This is a genomic window from Ensifer sp. 1H6 (assembly GCF_001976035.1).
GTDB lineage: Bacteria > Pseudomonadota > Alphaproteobacteria > Rhizobiales > Rhizobiaceae > Ensifer > Ensifer canadensis.
On the sequence record NZ_MOAI01000017.1, the window covers coordinates 120,576 to 146,937 of the forward strand.

The following is a 26,362-nucleotide window of genomic DNA, read 5'->3' on the forward strand; positions in this document are numbered from 1 at the left end:
ATGACCTATGCCGCAAGGAATCTGACCACGGACGGACGAGAGCTGATTGCTTTCCGCGTCGGCGATCAGGAGTTCTGCGTGAACGTGATGTCCGTGCGCGAAATCCGCGGATGGACACCGGCGACTGCAATGCCGCATGCGCCGGCCTATATGCTCGGCATCATCAATCTGCGCGGCGCGGTGCTGCCGATCATCGATCTGTCGGCACGCCTCGGCATGAAGCCGGCCGAGCCGACCGTCCGCCATGTCATCATCGTCGCCCAGGTGAAGAACCAGGTCGTCGGCCTGCTGGTCGATGCCGTCTCCGACATACTGACGATTACCGATGACAAGATCCAGCCGACACCTGATGTCATCTCGTCCGAATTCGAAAGGAGCTTCGCCCGCGGCGTGCTCGCGATCGAAGGCCGGCTGATCTGCCTGATAGAACTCGAATCTGTCTTCCCGCAGGAAGAAAGGGAAGCAGCATGAGAAACCAGGCCATTCTGGAGCAGAAGCAGTCGCCCGATGAATGTTTGGCAAGCGGTGAGTATCCGCTGACGCGCCGCGATCTCAGTGAAATCGCAGCGATGATCTATGCCGATGCCGGCATCTATCTCAACGAGACCAAGGCATCGCTGGTCTATTCCCGCCTGTCGAAGCACATCCGCAACCTCGGTCTCAAGGGCTTCCGCGAGTACTGCCAGCTGGTCTCCTCGCCGGCAGGCGCTGCCGCCCGCCGCGACATGCTCTCGCATCTGACGACGAACTTCACCCGCTTCTTTCGCGAGAATCATCACTTCGAGCATCTGAAGACGGAGGTTCTGCCGGAGCTGATTGCCCGCGCCAAGGCCGGCGGTCGCGTGCGTATCTGGTCTGCGGCGTGCTCGGACGGGCAGGAGCCCTATTCGATCGCGCTGACGGTGCTGTCGCTGCTGCCGAACGCGGCCGATTACGACTTCCGCATTCTCGCGACCGATATCGACCCGAAGATCCTGACGCTGGCACGGGCCGGCGCCTATGATGCCACCGCGCTCGAAACGGTCAATCCGGCCATGCGCAAGCAATGGTTCGACGAGGTCAATGCCGGCGGCCGCTTCAAGTGGCAGATCGACGATCGCGTCAAGCGGCTCATCACCTTCAACGAGCTCAACCTGATGGCCCAATGGCCGTTCAAGGGGCCGTTCGATGTCATCTTCTGCCGCAACGTGGTGATCTATTTCGACGAGCCGACGCAGATGAAGATCTGGTCGCGTTTTGCCGGAATGCTCGGCACCAATGGACATCTCTACATCGGTCATTCCGAGCGCGTGTCGGGCGACGCCAAGTCGCAGTTCGACAATATCGGCATCACCACCTACCGCCATACCGGCAAGTTTCATGGAGGACGGGCATGACCGCACCCGCTCGCGTTCTCGTCGTCGACGACTCCGCCACCATGCGTGGCCTGATCACCGCAGTTCTCAATTCCGATCCCGGCGTGACCGTCGTCGGCCAGGCGGCCGATGCGATGGAAGCGCGCCAGGCGATCAAGCAGCTCGATCCCGATGTCGTCACGCTCGACATCGAGATGCCGAACATGAACGGCCTGGAATTCCTCGACAAGATCATGCGCCTGCGCCCGATGCCGGTCATCATGGTCTCGACGCTGACACACAAGGGTGCCGAGGCGACGATTGCAGCACTTGAAATCGGTGCGTTCGATTGCGTCGGAAAACCCCTTCCGGGCGATCCGAACCCCTTCGGCGATCTGATCGACAAGGTGAAGGCCGCAGCCCGCTCGCAGCGAAAGTTCATCATCACCGGCAACAAGGCGGCAGCGCCGACGGCGGCCAATGTCAACGGTGCCTCGGAATATCGGGCAGGGCGCAAGATCATCGCCATCGGCGCTTCCACCGGCGGCGTCGAGGCCCTGATCACCGTGTTGCAGAAGTTCCCGCCGAACTGCCCGCCGACTGTGATCACACAGCATATGCCGCACACCTTCACCAAGAGCTTTGCCGAGCGGCTCAATCGCCTGTGCGCACCGACGGTGCAGGAAGCAACCGATGGCGCACGCCTCGAAATCGGCAAGGTCTATCTGGCCCCGGGCGGCGAGCGCCACCTGCAGGTCTCCAATCCGACGGCGCCTTGCTGCCGTCTGGTCGATCGGGATCCGGTCAACGGCCACCGTCCTTCGGTCGACGTGCTGTTCGATTCGGTCGCCGAACTTGCCGGTCGCAATGCGATCGGCGTCATTCTGACTGGCATGGGCCGTGACGGCGCATCCGGTCTCCTGAAAATGCGGCATGCCGGGGCAAAGACCTTCGGACAAAACGAAAAGACGTGTGTCGTCTACGGTATGCCGAGAGTTGCCTATGAATTGGGCGCCGTCGAAACGCAGCTCCCCCTCGGTTCCATCGGGGAGGAGATACTGAAGACCGCGGCGTTCCGGAAGGAAGGAAGCGAATAATGTCCATCGCCGAAAAAATAAAAGTTCTGATCGTCGACGATCAGGTCACGAGCCGCCTGCTTTTGGGCGACGCCCTGCAGCAGCTGGGCTTCAAGCAGATCACCGCCGCCGGTGATGGGGAACAGGGCATGAAGATCATGGCCCAGAACCCGCATCACCTTGTCATCTCCGACTTCAACATGCCGAAGATGGATGGCCTTGGCCTGCTTCAGGCAGTGCGGTCGAACCCGGCTACCAAGAAGGCGGCCTTCATCATTCTGACGGCGCAGGGCGACCGCGCGCTGGTCCAGAAGGCGGCAGCGCTCGGAGCCAACAACGTGCTGGCCAAGCCGTTCACGATCGAAAAGATGAAGGCCGCGATCGAAGCCGTATTTGGGGCATTGAAATGAACATGGAAGCCGTCGGCAAGCGCGTGCATGTCATTCAGGGCGAGTACAAGGTCTTCAACGATCCCAATGTGGTGTTGTCGACCATTCTCGGTTCCTGCGTGGCCGCGTGCATGCGCGATCCCGTGGTCGGAGTCGGCGGCATGAATCATTTCCTGCTGCCGGGATCGGCGTCGTCGCCCGCTTCCGGCGGCGATGCGACCCGCTATGGGGTCCATCTCATGGAACTGCTGATCAACGGTCTGTTGAAGCAGGGCGCCCGGCGTGATCGGCTCGAGGCCAAGATCTTCGGCGGCGCCAAGACCATCGCCCGGTTTTCGAATGTCGGTGAGCAGAATGCCGCCTTTGCCCGGCAGTTCCTGCTTGACGAAGGCATCCGCATCGTCGGCGAGAGCACCGGCGGTGAACACGGCCGCAAGCTCGAATACTGGCCGTCGTCGGGACGCGCCCGTCAGTACGCACTGACAGGGGTGGAAACCCAGCGCACGGTCCAGCTGGAAGAGCGCCCGGTGATCGCGCCACGTCCGGTCGAAAGCTCCATCGAATTCTTCTGATCCTGCGGGGCATGCTCCGCAGGCGAACCACACGCCTGCACTATCGTCAGAAAAACCACGTGAGAACCGACAATGCAGACTGACTACCAGGGCCACATGCCGCACGTGGAAGAATCGCTGCCCGAAGTGTTGATGCGCGTCGTCACCGAACTTCACGACGTCGCCTATCTCATCGAACGGATCGAGCCTCAGCTGCTCGGCGGTCGGGGCGCCTCGGCACTCGACAATCGCGACGAGATGATGGTGCTGCAGGGCATCGATCTGGCCGTGCAGAAGACCCGCGGCCTGGCCGAGTTCATCGACACGATCACCGCCGTGATCCCCGATACCTGCCTCGTCGACGTGACCACGGCTGTTAGCCTGGTCAAGCTCGCCGACATGAAGAAGGCGCTGGGCAACGGCATGTTGCGTCACGGCCATTCGCAGCCGCTGACCAAGGCGGCGGGCGACTTTGAGGCGTTCTAAAGCCTTCCCAGGAAAAGTGCGGAGCGGTTTTCCGTCAGGGAACGCGTAAAAACAAAGAGAGCGTTTCCGCGCCCCGTTTAAGATGGACGCGCTCTTTTAAGATGGAAGCGCTCTGGCCTTTGGGCTGCATCGTCCGTCGGTGCAGCCAGATTTCTCTACAGCTATATCCCCCGATTTCCCCGAGACTGGCGGCGAAAGCCAAGTTCGCGCAAGTTTCGTTTCCTACGGTCCCGATCGGGGCTGATGGATTCGTGTGTGTTGGAAGTCGTTGCGGGGCACGCGACACCCACCAAACCCAAAATGTTGGAACTGCGCAGGGCGCTCGTCGGATGACCGGCTCGAATGTCCTGCGATACTGGGTGCGGAAACAGAATGAGTCTGTTGAATCAATTTTCGATGTTCACGAAGAACCTCGCCAGTCTGGGGCAAGGCAAGCTGATAGCGCTGGCGGCCGCCGGCATTGTCGCTGTCGGCATGGTCCTGGGGGCCGGTATCTACGTCAACAGGCCATCGTTCGAGACGCTCTATGTCGGGCTTGAGCGAAGCGACGTCACTCAAATCAGCATTGCGCTTGCAGAAGCCAACATCGACTTCAACGTCGGTGCGGATGGCGGCAGCATCCAGGTTCCCGTCGGCATGACCGGCAAGTCCCGTCTGCTCCTGGCCGAGCGCGGCCTGCCGAGCAGCGCCAATGCCGGCTACGAACTCTTCGACAATGTCGGCTCGCTCGGTCTGACCTCCTTCATGCAGGAAGTCACCCGGGTTCGCGCGCTTGAAGGCGAAATCGGCCGCACCATCCAGCAGATCTCCGGTATCGCCGCCGCCCGCGTCCACATCGTGATGCCTGAGCGTGGCAGCTTCCGTAAGGCAGACCAGAACCCGACCGCCTCGGTGATGATCCGCGCCAGCGCCACGGTCGGCCGCAATGCCGCAGCCTCCATCCGCCATCTCGTCGCCTCGTCCGTACCGGGGCTCGACTTCGATGACGTGACCATCCTCGATTCGACCGGCCAGCTTCTCGCCTCTGGCGACGATCCGGCCAACAGCGCCCTCAACCAGTCGCTGGGCGTGGTGCAGAATGTCCAGACCGAGCTTGAGAAGAAGATCGACAACGCGCTCGCCCCATTCCTCGGCATGGACAACTTCCGCACCAGCGTTACGGCTCGTCTGAACACCGACACGCAGCAGATCCAGGAAACGATGTTCGATCCGGAATCGCGCGTCGAACGCTCCACCCGTGTCACCAAGGAAGAGCAGAAGTCCAGCCAGCAGCAGCCGGACAATGCCGCAACCGTACAGCAGAACATCCCGCAGGCCGCTCCGCGCGGCGGTGCCGGCCCGCAGTCGAACGACCAGGCCGAGAAGAAGGAAGAACAGACCAACTACGAGATCAACAGCAAGACGATCGCCACCGTGAAGAACAGCTACACGGTCGAGCGCCTGTCGATTGCGGTGGTCGTCAATCGCGGCCGCCTTGCCGCCATGGTCGGTGAGCCGGTCGATCAGGCAAAGATCGATGCCTATCTTCAGGAGATGCAGAAGATCGTATCGTCAGCCGCCGGCATTGATGCGAACCGTGGCGACGTGGTGACGTTGAACGCCATGGACTTCGTCGAGACGCAGTTGCTTGACCAGGCCATCTCGGGTCCGGGTCTCATGGAGACGCTGACGCGCAATCTTGGCGGCATCATCAACGCGCTCGCCTTCGTCGTCGTCGCCTTCCTGGTGGTCTGGATGGGCATGCGGCCGCTGGCTCGGCAGCTCGGCCTTGGCGGAAGCTCCGGCCAGCTCGCCAACGAATCCGCCGGTCTCGAACTGCCCGATTTCTCCCCTGCGACAGCAGTGCCGGTGGCGCCCTCATGGACGGCTTCGGCTCCGACTTCGGCTTCGACAGCACCGACGATCTGCTCAGCATGGGCGAAGACGCAGGCGCCTTCAACCGTCGCGTCAAGGAAGGACCGGAAAGGCGCCTTGCACGCATGGTCGAGATCAGCGAAGAGCGCGCCGCAAAGATCCTGCGCAAATGGGCTCTCGAGAAAGCCGCCTGATCACACACAGAAATCGTCTGATAGTGACAAATCCCGCCGCATCGGCGGGATTTTTCGTTTCGCAGGCGTTGCGGGTGCAGCGCTCTTGCCGTCGTGTCCCGTGCAAATATTGTGCGAGTCTCGGCGGTTGCCGGTATCGGCCGCTGAATCCACGGTAAGAATCGTTGTGCCGTCGCCCGAGTCATGGGTGCGGCCCGCGATTGTAATACTTTAACGAGATCTTAATTTTTAGATTCCGCCGTTGCTGCCCGGGTGCGGAAGGTGGGCCGGTTTACTGCGTCTGCCATCGTCAATACACAGATAAATTGGAATATAAATTGGGTTATTCGATAATAATTCTCGACGTATTCGAGTTTTATATATTGATAGACTGCGGTTGTTCGAGTGAATAATTGATGCATTTTCGCAACAGGCGTCAGTCGAAAGTAAAATTCGCCCCTGTTCGAAGCTTCTTCTGACTCTGGTGAATGACGAGATTTGGGCTGAATTTGTGCTCAGCGAGCCGCCCAGCGCTGCGCGAAATCGGTGCGTCAGCGGAGCAGGGGCAATTCGAACGGCAAAACTCTTTTAAATATCAACGCTATGTCAAAACATGTGCTGCGTGGTGCCCGGGATCGGACAATGCTGAAGCAGCATCTCGGCGAATCGTTTCATGAAAGGGTGGTGAAGTAAATAGCGAGAAGATGACGATGGTTTTTTTTGAGGACGGATGTACATTTTTAACATTGATTCGCGTCCTGAATTGCGACTGGTGGTGATATTCGGCTTGGGCCGGCTGTTGGCGGCGACAGTGCAAGCGCAGGTTCCAGGGCGGTGAATCCGGCACGGGGGCTGACATCATGGACATTTCGCAAGCAGACATAACTGTCTGGCCTTTGCCGACAGCGTCGACACGCCTACGCGGTGGTGGGCTTACGCGTGATCAGTTGTTTCGGCGGCTGGGCGACATGGCGGGGCGCGCCAACCTGGGAAGCGGGCTTGCGGCGCTGACCGAATATGTTGGCGCGAGCCATTATCTCCTGGCGCGATACGATCTCTCGCAGGATAACGGGCTCGACTTCGTCGTCTGCTCGGATTGGCCGTTCGACATCGTCAGACGGCTTTCGGGCATCATCATCGGACTTCATGCCAAGACGACCGAGCTTGAAAAATGCCTCTCGGTGCTGCAGCCAGTGTTCTATTCGCTGCCCGACGACATCGACCTGCCACGGGGCATCAGCCGCGAATATTGCGCGGTCACCTTCAATGTCGGACGGCTGCGCTTCTCGTTGATGCTGCTCGTTCCCGAGGATGTGATCCTGTCGCAGGAGAGCCTGCGCGATGTGACCCTGCTTGCTGGATACCTCGCAAGCTTCACCACACGCGCCGAAGTGCGGCACGATCGCGACTTCGACTTGACCGACCGTGAACTGGAGTGCCTGTCCTGGATCGCCGAGGGCAAGACGAGCGAAGAGATCGCCGTCATTCTCGGGATCTCCCGCAACACAATCAACAACTACATCACCAGCGTCATGCGAAAGACAGCCACGCGAACCCGCTCCGAGGCGATCGCCTATGCCGTCCGCAACAACCTGGTCTGAGGGGCGAGACTGATGACCCATTTCCTCCCCAGTGGACGCAACGACGACGACCAGCGGCACAGCCGTAGCGGCAGGGCGGCGCGCGCGGCCACTCTGATCACACGATTGCAGGCGATGCAGCGTCAGATCAACGCCAAGCATTTCGCCGTCCTGCGGCTCAACGGCAAGGGTATGGGCGCGGTGCGCAAGCTGACCTGCGTGCTCGACAACTGGGGAGTTTCCTCGGAAGCGAACGCGCATGATCTCATAACTCTTTACGGCGACGAGTTGACGGCCCATCTCGACACATCGCTGCTGCCGGTGCTTTGGAATGGCTCGGGCGAACATCAGGCGGCGGAGATGTTCGAGTTCGGGCACTTCGGCCACCGTCTGAAAGCGCGCAAGCTACCCTATTCCGGCATTGCCTTTCCCGTGCGGCTCGGTGCGCAGGGCAATGGATATGTGGTCTTCGCCGGCAGCTATGTCGAAGCGACGACCGAGCAGGTGGTTGATCTGCATGGCCGTAGCTGCACGATCATGACAGACCTTCTGGCGGCTGACGAGAAGCGCATGGTGCGGCCGGAGACGCTGAGTGATCGTGAGATCGCCTGCCTGCAGATGGCCGGCGACGGCCATATCAGCGAAGAGATCGCCGAACGGATGGGGCTCTCCGTCCACACGGTGAACGCCTATCTCGGCGCCGCCACGACCAAGCTCGATTCGGTCAACCGTATTCAGGCGATCGCCAAGGCTATTCGCCTCGGCTACATCAGCTGAAGATCGGGCGACCCGGAGCATTTCCAGGAAAAGTGCGTAGCGGTTTTCCGTCAGGAAATGCGTAAAAAACAATAATATAGATCGTTTCTACGGCTCCGTTTAAACCGGAAGCGCTCTAACACGCCAGAGGCAGTTCATAGGATTTGATGAACTTCGCTTCGGTCAGGCTCTTTGCAAGGAAGGCCGTGTTCTCGTCTGGATCCGCCGACGGGTTCTGGAAGGTGATGTGGCTGATCTCGATGCCGGCGGTGTCGTTGCCGAGCGAGAGGCGTACGTAGATGGTGACGCCGCGCGGCTTGAGCTCGAGATCGAGCACGATTTCTGGCTCGCTGTCCCAATCCAGATTGTAATTTCCGCCGAGACCGAAATTGACCGTTCCGGGCAGGAAATAGAGCTCGGCGGCCGATTCAACGAGGTCAGCGAGGCTGGCATAGGATTCGAACCGCAGGAGAGCGATGAAATCCGCGGCGTCGATGAGACGCAACTCGGTCGCCACTGGGCGGATCGCTTCGGCTACTATCTGTTCCCGTCTCTCGGAGAATTCGCACTTTTTCATCGGCGTTACGTCATCCGTTTTGGTTGCGATTGCGCATGCACCCTGTGAATGAGTTCGGCAACTGCCTTGTAAAACACGGGTGGAATCACACTATCGACCGAGACTTGTGCAAACATGGAGCGTGCAAGCGGTGGATCCTCGAAGACGGGAATGCCGTTCTTCTCTGCGATCTCGCGGATTTTGAGGGCAACGAGGTCCTGACCAAGGGCAACGACCACCGGTGCGTCGCTTTCTTCGCGGACATAACGCAGGGCAACGGCATAGTGGGTAGGGTTGGCGATCACCAGGGTTGCCCGTGGCACCGATGAAATCATGCGCTTGCGCGCCCGATCGCGCTGCATTGAGCGCAGGCGCGACTTGACGATCGGGTCGCCCTGCGCCTGCTTCATCTCCTCTTTTACTTCCTGCTTGGTCATCATCAGTTCGGTGTACCAATGGTGACGGGACCAGAAGAGATCGGCGATCGCCAAAACGGCGGTGGCCAGCATGATGACGATCATCACCTGGTTGAGATCGGACGTCATCGTCGAGAAGATCATAACCGGATCGGAGAACATCAGATCGAGCGTCGCGAAGTAGTCGTTCCAGAGAACCAGCACGACGAAGATCGACACGACGATGATCTTGAACAGCGACTTTCCGAACTCCACCAACCCTTGAACGCCGAAGATGCGCTTCAGGCCCGCCATCGGCGAAATCCGGTTCATCTTCGGCTGGATGCGATCGAGCACCGGACGCGGCAGGTTCTGAAAGATCGACGAGCCGACGCCGAAGACGATGAGCAGCACGAAGACGGGAACGAGCAGTGCTGTCGACTTCCACGCGAGGTGCGTCATCAACGCGACGACATCCGTGGCGTTGTTCAGTCGCCAGGCTTCCGGCTGCTCGAAAATGTCCTTGAGCGCCGCGGCAACCGTGCTGGCGCCGTCGGTCAGGAAGAACACGAAGAAGATGTAGATCGCCACCGTCGAGGCAAAGGTGGTCGCTTCGCGGGAGAAGGGCACGTTGCCCTTGTCGGCGGCGTCGGAGATCTTCTTCTCCGACGGGGATTCTGTTTTGCTGTCCTTATCCTGATCGTCCGACATGCGACAGGAAATCTCCCGACCGGTTTCCACAAGACAGCGCTGATCTTGCGCTGTTTGTAGTGAACCCGGAAACTAGGGCAGACAAGGGCTTCGCGGGGGCAATCATGCCGGGTCAACAGGAAATGCGGGGGCCGTCGATCTCTCCAAAACAGGAACGCGGGCCAAGGGCCCGCGTTGTGGTTCTACGATCAGGCTTAGCGCCGGTCCTTGAAAGGATACCCGGCGACCGGATGGATCAGGCGGCCTGCGCTTCCTTTTCCTTCAGCTCCAGCTGGCCGCTTGCGGCAAGGCGGATCGCCTCCTGGGTGATCGAGCGGCGGGCGATGGCGATGTCGCGCGGGTTGATGCCGGCATCGCCCATGGCAAGATCGGATTCGATCATGCGGCGCTGGCGTGCGCCGATGGAGGCGAGCACCGATTCGCGCAGGTCCGAGGTCGAACCGCGCAGCGCCATGGTGATGATGTCGGTCGAGACATCGTTGAACAGCTGAACGCGGCTGCGCTGCGGCATGTAAAGAACGTCGTCGAAGAGGAAGATCTTCGGGCGAACCTTCTTGGCCGATTCGGTGCTGAGAGATTCGAGCGAAGCGAGCAGCGTGTCGACCTGCGGCTTGTCGAGCTCGTTCATCACCTCGGCGATCTTGGTCGGACCGGCGGAATTGCGCTCGGCTTCCATCTCGCCGATCATTTCCATGACGCGGTTCTCGATGATCGACGCAGCCTTCGGGCTGACGTCCTTCATGTTGACGGCGCGCTTCAGGATATCCGGCCTCTGCTCTTCGGAGAGCTGCAGCAGGACCTTCGCGCCGAAGCTCGACGGCATCATCGACAAGACATAGGCAATGGTCTGCGGATGTTCCTTGGCCAGCTGCAGCGCAACCGCGACCGGGTCGCATTCCTGCAGTCGGTCCCAGATGTTGGCTTCGTAGGACTGGAAGGTGGCGCGGCGCCCGAGCAGGCCGTCGACTTCGTCCGGGGTCAGGCCTTCCTCGAGAATGCTCTCGATCGCCTTGGCATTGTCCATGAGGCCGGCGCCCTCGGTGAACAGGTCTTCGAATTCGTTGACCAGCGCTTCCAGTTCGTGGGGAGGGATGGCCCGCAGCGACTGCGCCGAAGCGATGATCGCCTGCAGCTCGCTCTGGGTGAAGAACTTCAGCAGCTTTCCGGCGACGGTCTTGCCCATCGCGAGCAGAACGGCTGCTGCCTTGTCGGTCTGGTTGAGAGGTCTGGAGAGTGCCTGAGCCTCAAAACTTTCGAAATCCATCATGGATTCATCCCTCGCCCAATGATTGGGTTCTATGACTTCTTGCTGCCCTTGATCTCGATGAGCTTGACGCCGAACCGGGTGTCGTCGCCTTCGAGAACGGTAATTTCACCACGGCCGATGATCCGGCCGTTGACCATGATTTCGACCGGTTCGCCGATCCGCCGGTCGAGCGAGATCGTCGCGCCTTCGGTCAGGTTCATGAGACCCGATACCTGCATTCGGCTGGTGCCGAGAACGATCTGAACATCGATCGGAATATCCATGATCAGGTCGAGATTGGCGGTCATGCCGCTGCCGGGCGGCGTGTCGGTGACGGTTTCACCGGCATCGAAGTCCGATGCGCCGAAATCGCTGGCGCCGAAGCTGCCGCCGCCGAAATCCGTGGTGGCCGGGGTCTCCGACAGATCGTTGCCAAAGGTGTCCGAACCGAAGTCGCCGCCAAAGGCGCCAAGACCATCGGCCGGAGCGGCGAAGTCGCCGCCGAATTCGCCTGCGCCACTGAGCGTGTCTACGCTGCCGAACTCGGCGCCGAAGCCAGCCGGCGCGTCCGTGTCTTTCTTGAGAACACCGCGCAGATCGTCGATCGCCTGGTCGAGTTCCATGTCTCCGACAGCGAGTGCGGCCTGTTCGTTGATTGGTGCTTTCTTGGGTGCCATGTGCGAACTATTCCAGTTGAAGCTTGCCTCAGGCCTACTGCCTGGCGACGGCGAGCCGAATTAACTCATGATGTGGCGAAGGATGTCCTGTTCGGAGCCGTGGGTATCCTTGACCCGCACGGTGTATTTCGCACCCGATCGGCCGAACTCGCAGACGTAGAGATCGCGGCCGTTGGCGTTCACGTCGACGCGAACGTCCTGGGCATCGTGGAAGGGAATGACGTCGCCGGCCCGGAGGCGGCTGATCGTCTCGAGTGTCAGGCTTTCAAGCCGGATGCGTGCCTCGATGGTGACGGCGGAGCGGCGAACCTGCTCCTCCATCTGTTCGGTCCATTCGGACTTCTGCTTGCGGTTCTGGCCGGCACCCTTCGGAAAGACGATCTGCGTCTTCAACAGCACGCTTTGCGGCACGATGATCGAGAAGGTCGACAAAACAGGGCCGAAACCGATCGTCATGTCGATCGCTGCCGCATGAACGTCCTCGACCGCAGGGTCGGGCTTGCCGCGGGAAGCACTGTTGTGGGCGCGGGCAACGATCGGCTCGAAGCCGCCCGACGCGTTGACGGCGGTGCGAAGCACGTCGGCGATCTTCTCGAAGATCGGTTGGGCGACGTCGATTTCGATCGGGGAAAGTGTGCGCGGTTGCGGCTCTTCGATATCGGTCGGCTCCGCGCCCAACAGCGCCTCGACCATGGTGATGATGATCGGGCTGTCGCAGCTGATCAGAAAGTCGGGGCACCAGTTGCGCAAGCAGATGTCGCTGATCAGCACGCCGTTGCCGAGCTCGGCGATCAGGCTGTTGCGCAGGCCGGTGCGGAAGCCCGCATAGCCGATGGCGATGTCGAGGCCGGTTTCCGCCTTGCAGATGTCGGGAAGGAATTCGCCGAACACCTGGCCGAGATCGAGCGCCACCCGGCCGATCGCGCGGTCGTCGCCGAGCGCGCCGGTCATGCGCGCCAGCAGTTTCCTGTCGAAGGGATGAACGTTTGTCGGTGTTCCTGATGTCATGGGATCAAGCCGCCTTGCTTTCGCTGCCGCCGCCGGGGTTCATCATCTCCTGCTCGACGGCGTCGATCGAAGGACGCTCATAGGCCGAAATCGTCTTGCGGCCGTATTCAAGCGCGACCTGCGGAACCGAGCCGTTCATGTAGGCAAGCAGCGTCTGCTTGACGATGATGTAGAGCCGGTTCTGTTTTTCGCGGACGGATTTGATGTTCGCGACCAGCGGAGCGACGATCGAGTAGGAGAGGAACACGCCGAGCAGGGTGCCGACGAGTGCGGCGGCGATCTTGGCGCCGAGAACCTCAGGCGCTTCGCTGATCGCGCCCATCGCCTTGATGACGCCGAGAACCGCCGCGACGATGCCGATCGCCGGGAAGGCGTCGCCCATGATCGTCAGCGCGTGGTAGGACTTCATCTTGTCGTGGGTGATCGTCTGGATTTCTTCATCCATCAGCGCCTCGATCTCATGCGAGCGGGCGTTGCCGATGATGATCAGGCGGACGTAGTCGCAGATGAAGGCCGTCAGTTCCTTGTTTTTCAGCACGGTCGGCGCCGACAGGAAGATCGAGGATTCTTCGGGGTTGTCGATGTGGCTTTCGATCTCGTTGCGCGACTTGGTTCTCAGATCGCGCATCAGCGAGTAGAGAACGCCGAGCGTGTCGAGATACTCCCGCTCCTTGGGAACCTTATGGCGAAACGCTTCGCCGAGAGCCTTTCCGGTATCCTTCACCACCTTCATGGAGTTGGCCATGATGAAGCCGCCGATACCGGCGCCGCCGATGATCAGCAGTTCGAAAGGCTGGTTGAGGACTTCCATGTGGCCGCCCATGGCCACGTAGCCGCCGAGAATACAGCCGAAAGTCACAAGAAGCCCGATGATGATGTTCATTTTCGATACCTGACACGATCCCATTTTCGTCTAACGGGATAAGGTTTCTTCCTTGCGTGAGGCTGGCCGTCGAAGCGGCGGAAATCATTGCGGTGGAACAGGTTCGCGCAAGCCAATCCGGTCAGGATTTGCTATGGCCGGCTCTCCAGTCGCGCCCGTCTCACTCCGCTAAGGGCGACCGATCGTGACCACGACCTATACGAGCTACAAGCTGATTACGGCCGACTTGGGCAAGTCGCTGGAGCGCGTCGCCGAGGAACCGGACGTCGCCCGCGAGACCGAATATTATCTTTCGAAGATCGGCGACATAAAAACGATCGACCAGTTTTTCGCTGACACGCGCCTCTACAACTATGCGATCAAGGCGCACGGTCTCGAAGACATGGGCTACGCCAAGGCCTTCATGCGCAAGGTCTTGACCGAGGGCGTCGACAACGAGGATGCCTTCGCCAACAAGTTGACCGACAGCCGCTACAAGCAGCTGGCCGAATCGCTGAATTTCGCCCTTCACGGCGAGGCGGCCACCTCCTTCGATCGCGCCCAGAAGGGCGTCGTCGACAAATACGCCCGCCAGACGCTCGAGCAGAGTGCCGGCGAGGAGAACGCCGGCGTGCGGCTCGCGCTCTATTTCGCCCGCATGGCGCCGTCGATATCAAGCGGTTACGCCATCATTGCCGACGAGGCGCTGGCGCAGGTGGTGCGCACCACGCTGCAGCTGCCCGACGAATTCGCCGGCACCGAGGTCGACCGTCAGGCGGCCGCCTATGAGGACGCAATCGACCTCAAGGACTTCCAGGATCCGGCCAAGCTGACGGACTTTCTCGATCGCTTTACGGCGCTTTGGGAAATCAACAATTCAACGGACGGTTACGACCCGCTTGCGGTTTTCGGCGCGTCGAGCGGCTACGGCATCTCTTCCGACCTGCTCCTGTCCATCAACAGCCTGAAACTCGGGGGACGCTGAACGTGCAGACCGGTCTTTACGTTGCGATTTCGTCGCAGATGGCGCTTGAAAAGCGTCTCAATACACTTGCCGACAATATCGCAAACTCGGGCACCGTCGGTTTCCGCGGCACGGAAGTGAAGTTCAACCAGATGCTCGGCGATACCAAGCCGACCAAGGTTTCCTACGTCAGCAAGGGCGAAGAGTTCCTCAATAGCAGCAACGGTTCGCTGACGCGCACCGGAGGCATGTTCGATTTTGCCGTCAAAGGCGATGCCTGGTTTCAGATCGACACGCCCTCGGGTCCGGCGCTGACGCGCGACGGTCGCTTCACGCTGACCGAAACCGGCGAACTGGTCACCATTCGCGGCTATCCGGTTCTCGACGCCGGCGGCGCGCCGATCCAGATCAATGGCTCGGGCGGCGACGTGACCGTCGGCGCCGACGGTGCCCTGCACCAGAACGGTGTCGCGGTCGCCTCGCTCGGCCTCTACCAGGCCGACTTCAGCAAGGGCTTCATGCGCCTCGACAACAGTGCGGTGCTTCCGGCGGTACAGCCGGAACCGGTCGTCGATCGCTTCGATGTCGGCGTCATGCAGGGGTTCCTCGAAGAATCCAACGTCAACGCCATCGCGGAAATGTCGCAGCTGATCATGGTCACCCGCGCGTTCGACAACATCACCGCGCTGATGCGTGACAGCGAAGGGTCGCTCGACGAAGCGATCAAGACGCTCGGTGGCAGCCGCTAAGGCGTGACGGGAAACGGTATGGAACGCGAAGGCCTGAAGACGAGCGCCGCATCGACATCGCTGGCTGCCCTTGCCGGCCTGGTCGAACGCTACGCCAAACCTGAACATTCGATTGCGCCGGGCGGCCACGTCCAGACGATCTCTCCGGGCCACTATACGGTGACCGGCCTGTCGCGACATGTCCGGCTCGGCGATTTCGTCGCGCACAAGAGTTCGACTGGAACGCATCTCGGCGAAGTGGTGCGCGTCGAGCCTGAACGCGTGGTCGTCTGCCCGATCGAGCCGGGCGATCCGATCGGCATCCACGATACAGTCATCCGCAAGGGCGCCTTCCGCATCGCGCCGACCGACCAATGGTGCGGCCGGGCGATCAACGCGCTTGCGGAGCCGATCGACGGCCTCGGTCCGCTGCTGCAGGGCGACGTCCGCCGCTCGATTTCCAACACGGCACCGCCGTCGATGACCCGCAAGCGTGTGGAGCAGGGGTTCCGCACCGGTGTGCGGGCGATCGATATCTTTTCGCCGCTCTGCCTCGGACAGCGCCTCGGCATTTTTGCCGGTTCCGGTGTCGGCAAATCGACGCTGCTGTCGATGCTTGCGCGCGCCGATGCCTTCGACAAGGTGGTCATCGCGCTGGTCGGCGAACGCGGCCGCGAAGTGCGCGAATTCATCGAGGACACGCTCGGCGACAATCTTTCCAAATCGGTTGCCGTTGTCGCGACCAGCGACGAAAGCCCGATGCTGCGCAAGATGGCGCCGCTGACCGCCGTCACCATTGCCGAGCACTATCGTGACAACGGCGACAACGTGCTGTTGATCGTCGACAGTGTCACCCGTTTCGCCCATGCGATCCGCGAAGTGGCGACCGCATCAGGCGAGCCGCCGATCGCCCGCGGCTATCCGGCCTCGGTCTTTACCGAATTGCCGCGCCTGCTTGAGCGTGCTGGTCCCGGCGCTGAGGGCGCCGGCACCATCACTGCGATCATCTCGATCCTGGTGGACGGCGACAACCACAACGATCCCATCGCCGACTCGACGCGCGGCATTCTCGATGGGCACATCGTGCTCGAACGCAGCCTGGCGGAAGAAGGCCGCTATCCGCCGATCAATCCGCTGGCGTCGATCTCCCGTCTGGCACGCAAGGCTTGGACGCCGGACCAGGAAAAGCTGGTGTCGCGGCTGAAGGCGCTGATCCACCGCTTCGAGGAAACGCGCGACCTGCGCCTGATCGGCGGCTATCGCCCGGGTGGCGATCCCGATCTCGACATGGCGATCAAGCAGGTGCCGGTGATCTACGACGTGCTGACACAGACGGCGAGCGAGCCGCCGACGCAGGATGCTTTTTCCGATCTTGCCGGTGCGCTGAAGGCCGCGGCAATGGGCAATCAGCCGGGTGCTGCAGGGATGAGGCCGAGGTGATGGGTGTGACCGACTACGACGCCGACGAAACGATCCGCCAGCGCAAGCGCGAATCCGGCATGCCGATGATCGACAAGGCGCTGGCCGCAACCGGCATCATGCTGGCGGCCCTTGCGACCTTCTTTCCCTGGTACGCCTTTTTCAATCAGGACAAGTTCACGATGCCGCCGTTGTGGCAGGGCTCGACGCGTGATCTGCCGGAGAAGCCAGCGCGTAGCGTCCTGTCAGTATCGCCGTTGGCAATGTCCGATATGGACGGAGAAACCGTCGCGGCAATCGACCAACTGACGACGGCGACCGTTCCAAGCCTTGGCGGCGGCCCGGCCGTCGAGGGGACCGCTCCGAAGGAGGGGCTCGAGCAGCCATTCCCAGGCAAATCCGGCTTCAAGCTGATGCATGTCGCCAACGGTCGGGCTCTGATCGAGGATACGACCGGCATGTATATCGTGCGTATCGGTTCGATCCTGCCGGACAACAGCCGGCTGGCGACGCTTGAAGAGCGCGATGGCCGCTGGGTGATGATCACGTCGGGCGGCGAGGTCTACCAGGCCGACTGACCGGCCCCCATTTTCCGATCGTTCTTCTCCGTTGCGGGTTCGTCACTGTCCGCAACGGATAATGTCCTGCGTGTTTTGGATGCGTTCCGGCATCAGCACCAAGCTCGTTTCCGACGACAAGTCCCACGCAAGATTACCGACCTAGGTTCGCATCACCAAGCATGGAGCTTTTTATGCAACCGATTCAGCTTTTCGAACTCGCGTCCCGGCAGGCCCAGTGGCTGACCGTCCGCCAGAACGTGGTGGCCGGCAACATCGCCAACGCGAATACGCCGCACTACAAGGCCAAGGACGTCAAGCCGTTCGAAAGCGTGTTGGAAAGCACCGGCATCCAGATGGCCGCGACCCACAAGGCGCACTTCACCGAGAGCCTCGAAGCCTCGCAGGTGGCTGAGGTCGGCATGCTTGACGGCGTTCAGATCCAGCAATCCGGCAACAGCGTCGCGATCGAGCAGGAAATGATGAAGACCGGTGAGATCAAGCGCGACTACGAGCTCAGTGCCGGGCTCGTCAAAGCGTTTCACCGTATGATGCTCATGACGGTACGGAAGTAACAACCATGGATCCTTTGACTTCGGCCATGAAGGTCTCGGCCTCCGGTCTGCAAGCAGAATCGACCCGCCTGCGCATCGTTTCCGAAAACATCGCCAATGCACGCTCCTCCGGCGACGCACCCGGCGCGACCCGTACCGGCGCAAGACCATCAGCTTTGCAGCCGAGGTCGACAGGGCCAGCGGCGCATCGCTCGTCGAGATCGAGCGGCTCGGCACCGATGATTCTGACTTCACCATCGAGTTCGACCCGGGCAATCCGGCCGCCGACGAGAAGGGCATGGTCAAGATGCCGAACGTCAACATCCTGGTTGAAATGGCCGACATGCGCGAAGCCAACCGCGCCTATGAGGCCAACCTGCAGACGATCAAGCAGTCGCGCGACCTGGTTTCCCAAACAATCGACCTGTTGAGAGCATCACAATAATGATCGACGCAATTAATTCTGTCGGCGCATTTTCGGTCATGAAAGAGGCCGAAGGTACCCGCCTTACGTCCTCTTCGTCGTCGGTCTTCGGTGCGGCCAGCGCCACCCCGGCGGCCCCGCAATCCCAGAGCTTTGCCTCGGTTCTCGGCGACATGGCGACCGACGCTATCGGCGCGATGAAGAAAGCCGAAGGCGCATCGCTCGACGGCATCCGCGGCCAGGCCAACACCCGTGAAGTCGTCGATGCGGTGATGAACGCCGAACAGTCACTCCAGACCGCAATCGCGATCCGCGACAAGGTGGTGACCGCCTACCTCGAAATCGCGCGCATGCAGATCTGAAGGAACGAGACATGAAGGCCCTTTCCATTGCCGCAACCGGCATGAACGCCCAGCAGCTGAACCTCGAAGTGATCGCGAACAACATCGCGAACATCAACACCACCGGCTACAAGCGTGCCCGCGCAGAGTTTTCCGACCTGCTTTATCAAACCGAGCGCGCCCAGGGCGTGCCGAACCGCTCCAACCAGGCGATCGTTCCGGAAGGTGCGATCATCGGTCTCGGCGTCCAGACGGCCGCCGTGCGCAACCTGCATATCCAGGGCAGCCTGGTCAGCACCGGCAACGACTACGACCTCGCGCTGGTCGGCCGTGGCTGGTTCCAGGTCGAAACGCCCGATGGCGAGACGGTCTATACCCGTGCGGGCGCCTTCAACAAGAATGCCCAGGGCCAGCTGGTGACGATCGACGGCTACACCGTCGTGCCGGGCGTCACCGTTCCGCAGGACGCCACCGAAATAGCCTTCACCAGCTCCGGCCAGGTAATGGTGCGCATCGGTAACGATCCGGCGATGCAGGAAATCGGCCAGCTGACGGTTGCCAACTTCGTCAATGAAGCGGGTCTCGAGCCGCAGGGCGAAAACCTGTTCAAGCAGACGCCGGCCTCCGGCGAGCCGATCGTCGGCACGCCGGCTGATCCGGGTTTTGCGCTGATCAAGCAGAAGTATCTCGAAGCGTCGAACGTCGATCCGGTCAAGGAAATCACCGACCTGATCTCGGCCCAGCGCGCCTATGAGATGAACTCCAAGATTATCCAGGCCGCCGACGAGATGGCGGCTACGGTGAGCAAGAACCTCAGATAACGGAAGAGGGGGCAAACATGACGTTTCGCCGAGCCGCAGGAATGACAGCTCAGAAGGACGGTTCCGCGCCAAGGGCGCGGCACGTGGTGGCGGGCATTTTGCTCGCCGCCGCTTTCCTGTCGCCTTCGGCAGGCTTTGCGGAACGGCTGACGGCAGTCATCCCCAAGCAGACGATTTACCCAGGCGAAGCGATCGACGCGAGCCGGGTCGAGATCGTTGATGTGACCAATCCCGATCTGACGGATGGTTATGTCAGGACGTTGAGCGAGATCGACGGCAAGGTAAGCAAGCGCACGCTGCTCCCCGGCCGCGTCATCCTGGCCTCCGCGCTGCGCGAGCAATATGCGGTCGAGCGCGGCTCCACCGTCCGTCTGATCTTCAGCAATGGTGGTCTCACCATCAGCGCGGCCGGTTCGCCCCTTCAGGACGCCGCGGTCGGCGATCTGATCCGGGCTCGCAACATTGATACTGGCGTTATCGTTTCCGGAACGGTGATGGCCGACGGCACGATACATGTGGTGGCGAAATGAAAATGCTTGCCTGCAAATGGTTCCTGACGCTGGCCGTCGCGCTGTCCACAGCGATGACGCCCGCCTTTGGCGCGTCGCGAATCAAGGACGTTGCCTCGCTGCAGGCCGGCCGCGACAACCAGCTCATCGGCTACGGCCTCGTCGTCGGCCTTCAGGGAACGGGTGACAGCCTGCGCGCGTCGCCGTTTACCGATCAATCGATGCGCGCCATGCTGCAGAACCTCGGCATTTCGACCCAGGGCGGAGAATCGCGCACGCGCAATGTCGCCGCCGTTCTCGTCACGGCGAACCTGCCGCCCTTTGCCAGCCCCGGCAGCCGCGTCGACGTGACCGTCGGATCGCTTGGCGATTCCACCTCCCTGCGCGGTGGTACCCTGGTGATGACCTCGCTCTCGGGCGCCGACGGCCAGATTTATGCGGTCGCGCAAGGGTCGGTCGTCGTCACCGGTTTCAATGCGCAAGGCGACGCGGCAACGCTCAACCAGGGCGTCACGACGTCAGGGCGCGTGCCGAACGGCGCCATCATCGAGCGCGAGCTACCGTCGAAATTCAAGGACGGCTTCAACCTCGTGCTGCAGCTGCGCAACCCCGACTTCTCCACCGCGGTCGGCATGGCCGCGGCGATCAACAAATATGCCGCGGCGCGATATGGCGGCCGCATCGCCGAAGCCCGGGATTCGCAGGCCGTTCTCGTCGAAAAGCCGAAGATGGCCGACCTTGCGCGGCTGATGGCGGAGATCGAGAACATCGTCATCGAAACGGACGTCCCTGCAAGGGTCGTCATCAACGAACGCACGGGCACGATTGTCATCGGTCAGGACGTGCGCGTCAACGAGGTGGCCGTCAGCTATGGCACCTTGACAGTGGAGGTCAGCGAGACGCCGACGGTGGTTCAGCCGCTGCCGTTCGCGCGCGGCCAGACGGCGATGGAGCCGAACACCACCATCGATGCTCAATCCGACGGCGGCACGGTCGCCATTCTCAATGGGTCCAGTTTGCGGTCGCTCGTTGCCGGTCTCAATAACATCGGCGTCAAGCCGGACGGCATCATCGCCATCCTGCAGAGCATCAAGACGGCCGGGGCCCTTCAGGCGGAGCTTGTCCTGCAATGATGAACATCGACCGCCTTCTCGGAAGATCCCGCAACATCCTGCTCGCATCGGTTGCCGTCGCGTCGATGCTGGCGATGCCCGGCGCCTTCGCCCAGGACGTCACCGCGCCGCCCGCCAGCAACGCCACAGCCAACGAAATCCAGCAGTTCTGCACCAACATCGCCGATGCTGCCCGCGACCAGCGCTACGTGCTGCAGCGCAAGGAACTCGAGGCTCTTCAGGCGAATGTCGACGACCGGATCGCGACGCTCGAAAAGCGGCGCGAGGAGTATGAAGACTGGCTGAAGCGCCGCAACGACTTCCTCAAGCAGGCCGAGATTGGCCTCGTCGGCATCTACAAGACGATGAAGCCGGATGCTGCCGCGGGCAAACTTGAATTGGTCCGTCCGGAGATTGCCGCCGCGATCGTCATGCAGCTGCCGGCGCGGCAGTCGTCGCTGATCCTCAGCGAGATGAGCGACGAGAAGGCCGCCATCCTGACCAACATCATCTCGAGTGCCAGCGATCCGAACACCTCGAAGGAACCATCATGAAAATGCGTCTAACGGCCATATTGGCCGCGGGCCTCCTCGCAGGATGTCAGAACCAGGCCATCAACGAGATCGGCCGTGCCCCCGCCATGAGCCCGATCGGCAGCGGTCTGCAATATACCCAGACACCGCAGCTGGCGATGTATCCCAAGGAGCCGCGCCATGTCGCCAACGGTTTCTCGCTCTGGAACGACCAGCAGTCGGCGCTCTTCAAGGATGCACGCGCGCTTAACGTCGGCGACATCCTGACGGTCGAGATCGCCATCAACGACAAGGCGTCGTTCGACAACAAGACCGATCGCAGCCGCAAGAACACCAGCGGCTTCAACATCGGCGCGAGCGGGCAGTCGGAAGCCAGCAGCTTTGGCTGGTCGGGTGACCTGAAATACGGCTCGAACACCAAGACCGAAGGCGACGGCTCGACCGAGCGGGCCGAAAAGCTCCAGCTGCTTGTCGCGGCAGTCGTCACCGGCGTGCTCGAAAACGGCAACCTTCTGATCAGCGGTTCGCAGGAAGTTCGCGTCAACCAAGAGCTTCGCATCCTCAATGTCGCTGGTATCGTGCGCACGCAGGACGTCGACTCCGAGAACGTGATCTCCTACGACCGGATTGCCGAGGCACGCATTTCCTATGGTGGTCGCGGCCGCCTGACCGAAGTGCAGCAGCCGCCTTACGGCCAGCAGATCATGGACCTGATTTCGCCGATCTGATCGGCAGGGAATGGCAAGATGGAAGAATTCGATACCGCCGCGCCCGTGAAATCACCGTCGAAGGTGATGACGATCGCCATCGTTGCCGTCCTGACGCTCGTCGCCGGCGGCGGCGGCTGGCTGGTCGGCGCCATGCTGGCGCCGCCGCCGCCCAAGGAGCAGGTGGAGGCGACCAAGGACACAGCTCCGAACGCAACCGGCGAGGAGGGCGTTCCGAAGATCGCGACGGAAGCCAACGGCGTCGTCCAGCTTGACCCGATCACCACGAACCTTGCCTACCCCTCGGAAAACTGGATCCGGCTCGAGGTGGCGTTGCAGTTCGACGGTGTCCCGGACCCGGCGATGGCCGAGCAGATACACCAGGATATCGCCGCCTATCTGAAAACCGTGTCGCTGCAGCAGATCCAGGGGCCGCGCGGCTTTCAATATCTCCGGGATGACATTCAGGAGCGGGTTGACCTGCGCTCGGATGGGCGCGTAACCAATGTTATGTTCAGAACCTTCGTCATTCAATGATTCGCTAAATGATCCGGCTCATCGCCTTCATAGTCGCCATGATGGCGATGTCCGGAATTGCCGGCGCCCAGAGTTTTCCCTCTGACATCCTGAACACGCCCATCGACGGATCGGCCGCCTCCTGGATCATCCGGACGTTCGGCCTTCTGACCGTTCTTTCGGTGGCGCCCGGCATCCTGATCATGGTCACCAGCTTTCCGCGCTTCGTGATCGCCTTTGCCATCCTGCGCACCGGCATGGGCCTGGCGACGACACCGTCGAACATGATCATGGTTTCGCTGGCGCTGTTCATGACCTTCTACGTCATGGCTCCGACCTTCGACCGCGCTTGGCGCGACGGCATCGACCCGCTGATGAAGAATCAGATTACGGAAACGGAAGCGCTGCCGCGCATCGCCGAGCCGTTCCGCGAATTCATGCTCGCCAATACCCGCGACAAGGATCTGCAGCTCTTCATCGATATAGCCAAGGAAAAGGGCCAGACCGTCGTCGTCAACGACAAGGTCGACCTGCGCGCCGTCGTTCCCGCCTTCATGATCTCGGAAATCCGCCGCGGCTTCGAGATCGGCTTCCTCATCATGCTGCCATTCCTGGTGATCGACCTGATCGTTGCCACCATCACCATGGCGATGGGCATGATGATGCTGCCACCAACGGCGATCTCCCTGCCGTTCAAGATCCTCTTCTTCGTGCTGATCGACGGCTGGAACCTGCTCGTCGGCAGCCTGGTACGCTCGTTCAGCTGACCAGCGAACCCGCTCCTCTTCGTTCTTTCAGCCTTGGCTTGTCGCCACGCGCCGTCTCCTGTGCGTGGCCGCGGCTGCTGCAGAAATATCCTCAAGTGTCATCGACCCAGGCACCAGCCGGTGAGTTTGAAACGTTGTCTTGCCCTTGTCGCGCTGTGTTTGATGCGCTGAGCTAAGCTGTAAGCAACGCGCCGGTTCTTGCGTAAAGCCGAACGAAAAACCCCGCCGGATGGGCGGGGTTCAGGAGGGTTATGATGTGCCGGCGGTTGAGCCCGCCTTCTGACTTTACTGTGCGAACGATCCTGTACGTACCGGCAGTGCCGGCACGTCGATGAGAGCAGGCTCCAATCCCTTCTTCGCGCGGTCGGCCATCGCCTCATAGGCCTGCTCGAGGTGGCGGCAGAAGCGTTCCGCATCAAAGAGCGGCATCTGCAGCCGGTTGTCGGCGAGCTTCTGCTTGTATTCGGCTACCTTGCCGCGGGTCTCGTAAAGGGCGATCGCCTGCCCGACATAGTCGTCGACATCGGCGGCAACGAGTTCCGGCACGCCGATTGCGCGCAGCAGGCTTTCGCTGACGCGCGAGGCGAAGTGCGTGCCCTTTGGCGTCAGCACCGGCAAGCCCATCCACAACTGCTCCGACGTCGTGGTGTGTCCGTTACAGGGGAAAGTGTCGAGGCCGAGGTCGGCGACTGGGATACGCGCCAAGTGTTGTTCGTACTCGACCTTCGCGCAGAAGATAATGCGTTTTGTGGCGATGCCGTAGCTCTGGAAACGCCGAAGAATATGAGCCTGGGCTTCCGGCTTGGGGCACATCAGCCAGAGAACGCTGTCAGGCGTCCTGCGCAGGATCCCAGCCCATGCCTTCATGGTTTCGACGGTGATCTTGCGGTTGGCGTTGAACGATGCGTAGACGAAAGCATCTTCCGGCAGGCCCGCTTGCGTGCGTGTCATCGCTGCCGGCCGTGGCCGGCCGGCAGGGTCGTTCGGCTGGTAGGTCTCGGGCAACCGGCAGAACCGCTCGTAGTAGTGGTCCTCGCTGCCATCGGGAAGGACGTGACGGTCGCCGATGATGTAGTCGAGATCGACGTTGACGGTGGTGCCGGGGAAACCGAGCCATGTCGCCTGCACAGGTGCGGTCTTGTGGTTGAGTATGGCAACGCGACTGTTCATCGTATGGCCCTTGAGATCGACGAGGATATCGATCTGCTCGTCGCGGATCGTCTGGGCGGCCTGCTCGTCGGAAAGGTTTTCGATGCGGACGATTTTGCCCCAGGTCTGACGCCCTTCGCCAGCAACGGCGAGGTGTTTCTCCGGCGTGTAGCAGAAGAGCGTCACGTCGAATTTCTCGCGATCATGCAAGGTCAGCACGGCTTGCAGGAGCTTCATCGTCGCGTGCGGTCCCCAGAAGTCGTTCGAAAGGTAACCCAGCCGTATCTTCTTGCCCCACACGTGCTGCATCTTGCGGCGTTCCTCGGGCAATGTTGGTGGGAACGGCTGATCAAGCGCAGCGGCCAGGCGGTTCAACTTTTCATCGCGGCACCAGTGCACATTGTAGAAAGGCGTTTCCGCGCGCAGAAATTTGCGGTTGGTCGCCTGGATCGCACGCTCCAGCGCCTGCGCATAGTTTTCGATTTCGTTGAAGTTGTTCACTTCCTGCATGAAAACGAGATAAGCCGACAGCAGGACCGGGTTCGATGGCGTCCGCCGGAACAGGTTGGTGACGATCTCGCGATCATCGTTGTTTCCGACATCCGACGTCAGCAGCTTTGCCGCCAGCACCTGGTGTTCCTGCCGCGCGCTCGCCGAGAGTGTCGATTTGAAAGGGCTGAGAATGTCGGCCTGGTCGCGCTTCAGGAACAAGGTCACGATGATGTAGGCAAGTTCGGGATCGGTCTTTGCCTGCTCGAGCAAGGGCCGGCCGAGGCTTAAGGCCTGATCATCATTGCCGCAGGCGAAATGCAGCTTCATGGCCTCGGCCAGGAAATGCTCCGAACGCAATCCGCCTTCTTCGCCGGCCAGCTGATAGGCTTGTGCAGCATCGCTCCGGAAGCCGAGCTTCAGCAGTACCTTTGCCAGAAGCGCATAGGTCTTGGCATCACGGGTAAGATCGAGCAGCTGATTGAGGGTATCGAGCGCCTCGGTGTACTGGCCTTTTTGATACTGCCGCGAAGCGGAAGAGAAGATGGTGTGGGCGTTCAAGGGAAGCTCCATGGGATAAGCGCAACCGTTGTCACCGCGCGAGCCTGTGCAACGTCAATGTTCCAGGGTGTTGTTTTGAAGCAGAAACCTTGCCCCAAGCGGGATTGCTGAGCGATTTGCGTATTGTTTGCCAATAAACGCGATGTCGATGAAGTCATTCGCGGGCGACGGGGTGGCGGCAAAGTAACGTGCCGTTAACCATAGGATTTTGCTTAGAAAATATCCTTCCGCCTTAATGAAATCGCAAGCTTTGGGAGGGATATTCACCTTCACATGACGGGTTTGGTTTCCTTCACTTGAGTGAGCGGAGCCGAGTGGCATGAAGCCGGTCCGTCATTGCCGGTAGACGTATTCAGTCCGGCATGTCCCCAACCGTGTAACCTTGTAAATTTGAGGGACAGTCTCATGACTTCTATTATGACCAACAACTCGGCAATGGCCGCACTCTCCACGCTGCGTTCGATCAATTCCTCGATGGAAACGACGCAGGACCGTATTTCGTCCGGCTACCGCGTTGGTAACGCTTCCGACAACGCCGCTTACTGGTCGATCGCAAC

At 60.9% G+C, this 26,362-nt stretch carries 29 protein-coding genes and 3 pseudogenes; 24 read left to right on the top strand and 8 right to left on the bottom strand.

All coding sequences use genetic code 11. The features are described 5' to 3' along the window. The 9 genes and pseudogenes from BKP54_RS20445 (at position 1) to BKP54_RS20485 (ending at position 8,220) form a co-directional block, all read left to right on the top strand. A complete protein-coding gene (locus BKP54_RS20445; RefSeq protein ID WP_025425899.1) occupies positions 1-471 on the top strand; it encodes a chemotaxis protein CheW in 471 nt (156 codons plus the stop codon). Further along, the gene (cheR, locus tag BKP54_RS20450) at positions 468-1,376 is read left to right on the top strand and encodes a protein-glutamate O-methyltransferase CheR (protein WP_025425900.1); all 909 of its coding nucleotides are present in this window, start codon (positions 468-470) and stop codon (positions 1,374-1,376) included. Before BKP54_RS20445 ends, cheR begins: the two co-directional genes overlap by 4 nt. After that, positions 1,373-2,431, top strand: coding sequence for a chemotaxis response regulator protein-glutamate methylesterase (locus tag BKP54_RS20455; RefSeq protein ID WP_025425901.1), 1,059 nt, complete (start codon positions 1,373-1,375; stop codon positions 2,429-2,431). Before cheR ends, BKP54_RS20455 begins: the two co-directional genes overlap by 4 nt. Beyond that, a complete protein-coding gene (locus BKP54_RS20460) occupies positions 2,431-2,820 on the top strand; it encodes a response regulator (RefSeq protein WP_025425902.1) in 390 nt (129 codons plus the stop codon). Before BKP54_RS20455 ends, BKP54_RS20460 begins: the two co-directional genes overlap by 1 nt. Next, positions 2,817-3,371 (top strand): chemoreceptor glutamine deamidase CheD, encoded by a 555-nt coding sequence (gene cheD / locus BKP54_RS20465; protein WP_025425903.1) that lies wholly within the window; start codon positions 2,817-2,819, stop codon positions 3,369-3,371. Before BKP54_RS20460 ends, cheD begins: the two co-directional genes overlap by 4 nt. 72 nt (positions 3,372-3,443) lie before the next feature. Beyond that, a complete protein-coding gene (locus tag BKP54_RS20470) occupies positions 3,444-3,836 on the top strand; it encodes a hypothetical protein (protein ID WP_025425904.1) in 393 nt (130 codons plus the stop codon). A gap of 372 nt (positions 3,837-4,208) precedes the next feature. After that, positions 4,209-5,884 (top strand): annotated as a pseudogene (gene fliF, locus BKP54_RS20475) (flagellar basal-body MS-ring/collar protein FliF). A gap of 839 nt (positions 5,885-6,723) precedes the next feature. Continuing rightward, on the top strand, positions 6,724-7,464 hold the full coding sequence (locus tag BKP54_RS20480) for a helix-turn-helix transcriptional regulator (protein ID WP_025425906.1): 741 nt from the start codon (positions 6,724-6,726) through the stop codon (positions 7,462-7,464). A gap of 12 nt (positions 7,465-7,476) precedes the next feature. Further along, positions 7,477-8,220: a helix-turn-helix transcriptional regulator gene (locus tag BKP54_RS20485; RefSeq protein WP_084814756.1), complete on the top strand. Its 744-nt coding sequence runs from the start codon at positions 7,477-7,479 to the stop codon at positions 8,218-8,220. Positions 8,221-8,335: 115 nt separating this feature from the next. Here BKP54_RS20485 and BKP54_RS20490 read toward each other — a convergent pair whose 3' ends face one another. The 6 genes from BKP54_RS20490 to motA form a co-directional block, all read right to left on the bottom strand. Continuing rightward, positions 8,336-8,776, bottom strand: a complete 441-nt coding sequence (locus BKP54_RS20490) for a hypothetical protein (RefSeq protein ID WP_025425908.1) — start codon at positions 8,774-8,776, stop codon at positions 8,336-8,338. A 5-nt stretch (positions 8,777-8,781) separates the two neighbouring features. Further along, positions 8,782-9,861 carry a flagellar biosynthesis protein FlhB gene (gene flhB, locus BKP54_RS20495; RefSeq protein ID WP_025425909.1) on the bottom strand — a complete coding sequence of 360 codons (1,080 nt, stop codon included), beginning with the start codon at positions 9,859-9,861 and terminating at the stop codon, positions 8,782-8,784. A 235-nt stretch (positions 9,862-10,096) separates the two neighbouring features. Further along, entirely contained in the window at positions 10,097-11,128 is a 1,032-nt protein-coding gene (gene fliG / locus BKP54_RS20500; RefSeq protein WP_025425910.1) for a flagellar motor switch protein FliG, read from the bottom strand. 29 nt (positions 11,129-11,157) lie between these two features. Next, positions 11,158-11,784 carry a flagellar motor switch protein FliN gene (gene fliN / locus BKP54_RS20505; protein WP_057204227.1) on the bottom strand — a complete coding sequence of 209 codons (627 nt, stop codon included), beginning with the start codon at positions 11,782-11,784 and terminating at the stop codon, positions 11,158-11,160. A gap of 60 nt (positions 11,785-11,844) precedes the next feature. After that, entirely contained in the window at positions 11,845-12,792 is a 948-nt protein-coding gene (locus BKP54_RS20510; protein ID WP_025425912.1) for a FliM/FliN family flagellar motor switch protein, read from the bottom strand. A 4-nt stretch (positions 12,793-12,796) separates the two neighbouring features. Beyond that, the gene (motA, locus tag BKP54_RS20515) at positions 12,797-13,675 is read right to left on the bottom strand and encodes a flagellar motor stator protein MotA (protein WP_025425913.1); all 879 of its coding nucleotides are present in this window, start codon (positions 13,673-13,675) and stop codon (positions 12,797-12,799) included. Between the two features lie 184 nt (positions 13,676-13,859). Between motA and BKP54_RS20520 the strand changes: the two genes are divergently transcribed. From BKP54_RS20520 to fliP, 14 genes and pseudogenes are all read left to right on the top strand, one after another. After that, the gene (locus BKP54_RS20520; RefSeq protein WP_025425914.1) at positions 13,860-14,639 is read left to right on the top strand and encodes a DUF1217 domain-containing protein; all 780 of its coding nucleotides are present in this window, start codon (positions 13,860-13,862) and stop codon (positions 14,637-14,639) included. Positions 14,640-14,641: 2 nt separating this feature from the next. Then, positions 14,642-15,367: a flagellar basal-body rod protein FlgF gene (gene flgF, locus BKP54_RS20525; protein WP_025425915.1), complete on the top strand. Its 726-nt coding sequence runs from the start codon at positions 14,642-14,644 to the stop codon at positions 15,365-15,367. 18 nt (positions 15,368-15,385) lie between these two features. Then, complete coding sequence (fliI, locus tag BKP54_RS20530) at positions 15,386-16,786, top strand: flagellar protein export ATPase FliI (RefSeq protein ID WP_025425916.1); 1,401 nt, start codon at positions 15,386-15,388, stop codon at positions 16,784-16,786. Then, positions 16,786-17,343 carry a hypothetical protein gene (locus BKP54_RS20535; protein WP_025425917.1) on the top strand — a complete coding sequence of 186 codons (558 nt, stop codon included), beginning with the start codon at positions 16,786-16,788 and terminating at the stop codon, positions 17,341-17,343. The genes fliI and BKP54_RS20535 overlap by 1 nt, the downstream gene beginning before the upstream one ends. Positions 17,344-17,516: 173 nt before the next feature. Next, complete coding sequence (gene flgB, locus BKP54_RS20540) at positions 17,517-17,897, top strand: flagellar basal body rod protein FlgB (RefSeq protein WP_025425918.1); 381 nt, start codon at positions 17,517-17,519, stop codon at positions 17,895-17,897. A gap of 5 nt (positions 17,898-17,902) precedes the next feature. Further along, positions 17,903-18,321, top strand: a pseudogene (gene flgC, locus BKP54_RS20545) (flagellar basal body rod protein FlgC). After that, a complete protein-coding gene (locus BKP54_RS20550) occupies positions 18,321-18,662 on the top strand; it encodes a flagellar hook-basal body complex protein FliE (RefSeq protein WP_025425920.1) in 342 nt (113 codons plus the stop codon). The pseudogene flgC and the gene BKP54_RS20550 overlap by 1 nt, the downstream one beginning before the upstream one ends. Before the next feature lie 11 nt (positions 18,663-18,673). Then, positions 18,674-19,462, top strand: a complete 789-nt coding sequence (flgG, locus tag BKP54_RS20555) for a flagellar basal-body rod protein FlgG (RefSeq protein ID WP_025425921.1) — start codon at positions 18,674-18,676, stop codon at positions 19,460-19,462. A gap of 17 nt (positions 19,463-19,479) precedes the next feature. Beyond that, positions 19,480-19,992, top strand: coding sequence for a flagellar basal body P-ring formation chaperone FlgA (gene flgA, locus BKP54_RS20560; RefSeq protein WP_025425922.1), 513 nt, complete (start codon positions 19,480-19,482; stop codon positions 19,990-19,992). Then, positions 19,989-21,104, top strand: a complete 1,116-nt coding sequence (locus BKP54_RS20565; protein WP_025425923.1) for a flagellar basal body P-ring protein FlgI — start codon at positions 19,989-19,991, stop codon at positions 21,102-21,104. The genes flgA and BKP54_RS20565 overlap by 4 nt, the downstream gene beginning before the upstream one ends. Continuing rightward, entirely contained in the window at positions 21,101-21,637 is a 537-nt protein-coding gene (locus BKP54_RS20570; protein ID WP_025425924.1) for a MotE family protein, read from the top strand. The genes BKP54_RS20565 and BKP54_RS20570 overlap by 4 nt, the downstream gene beginning before the upstream one ends. Then, positions 21,634-22,344, top strand: a complete 711-nt coding sequence (gene flgH / locus BKP54_RS20575) for a flagellar basal body L-ring protein FlgH (RefSeq protein WP_025425925.1) — start codon at positions 21,634-21,636, stop codon at positions 22,342-22,344. Before BKP54_RS20570 ends, flgH begins: the two co-directional genes overlap by 4 nt. An 18-nt stretch (positions 22,345-22,362) precedes the next feature. Continuing rightward, on the top strand, positions 22,363-22,860 hold the full coding sequence (locus tag BKP54_RS20580) for a flagellar basal body-associated FliL family protein (RefSeq protein WP_025425926.1): 498 nt from the start codon (positions 22,363-22,365) through the stop codon (positions 22,858-22,860). An 8-nt stretch (positions 22,861-22,868) separates the two neighbouring features. Next, positions 22,869-23,606, top strand: a complete 738-nt coding sequence (fliP, locus tag BKP54_RS20585) for a flagellar type III secretion system pore protein FliP (RefSeq protein ID WP_025425927.1) — start codon at positions 22,869-22,871, stop codon at positions 23,604-23,606. Between the two features lie 285 nt (positions 23,607-23,891). Here fliP and BKP54_RS20590 read toward each other — a convergent pair whose 3' ends face one another. After that, positions 23,892-25,805, bottom strand: a complete 1,914-nt coding sequence (locus tag BKP54_RS20590) for a glycosyl transferase (RefSeq protein ID WP_025425928.1) — start codon at positions 25,803-25,805, stop codon at positions 23,892-23,894. A gap of 54 nt (positions 25,806-25,859) precedes the next feature. Further along, a complete protein-coding gene (locus BKP54_RS20595; protein ID WP_128090457.1) occupies positions 25,860-26,126 on the bottom strand; it encodes a hypothetical protein in 267 nt (88 codons plus the stop codon). Positions 26,127-26,210: 84 nt separating this feature from the next. Here BKP54_RS20595 and BKP54_RS20600 point away from each other — a divergent pair. Next, positions 26,211-26,362, top strand: a pseudogene (locus BKP54_RS20600) (flagellin); the annotation flags it as partial.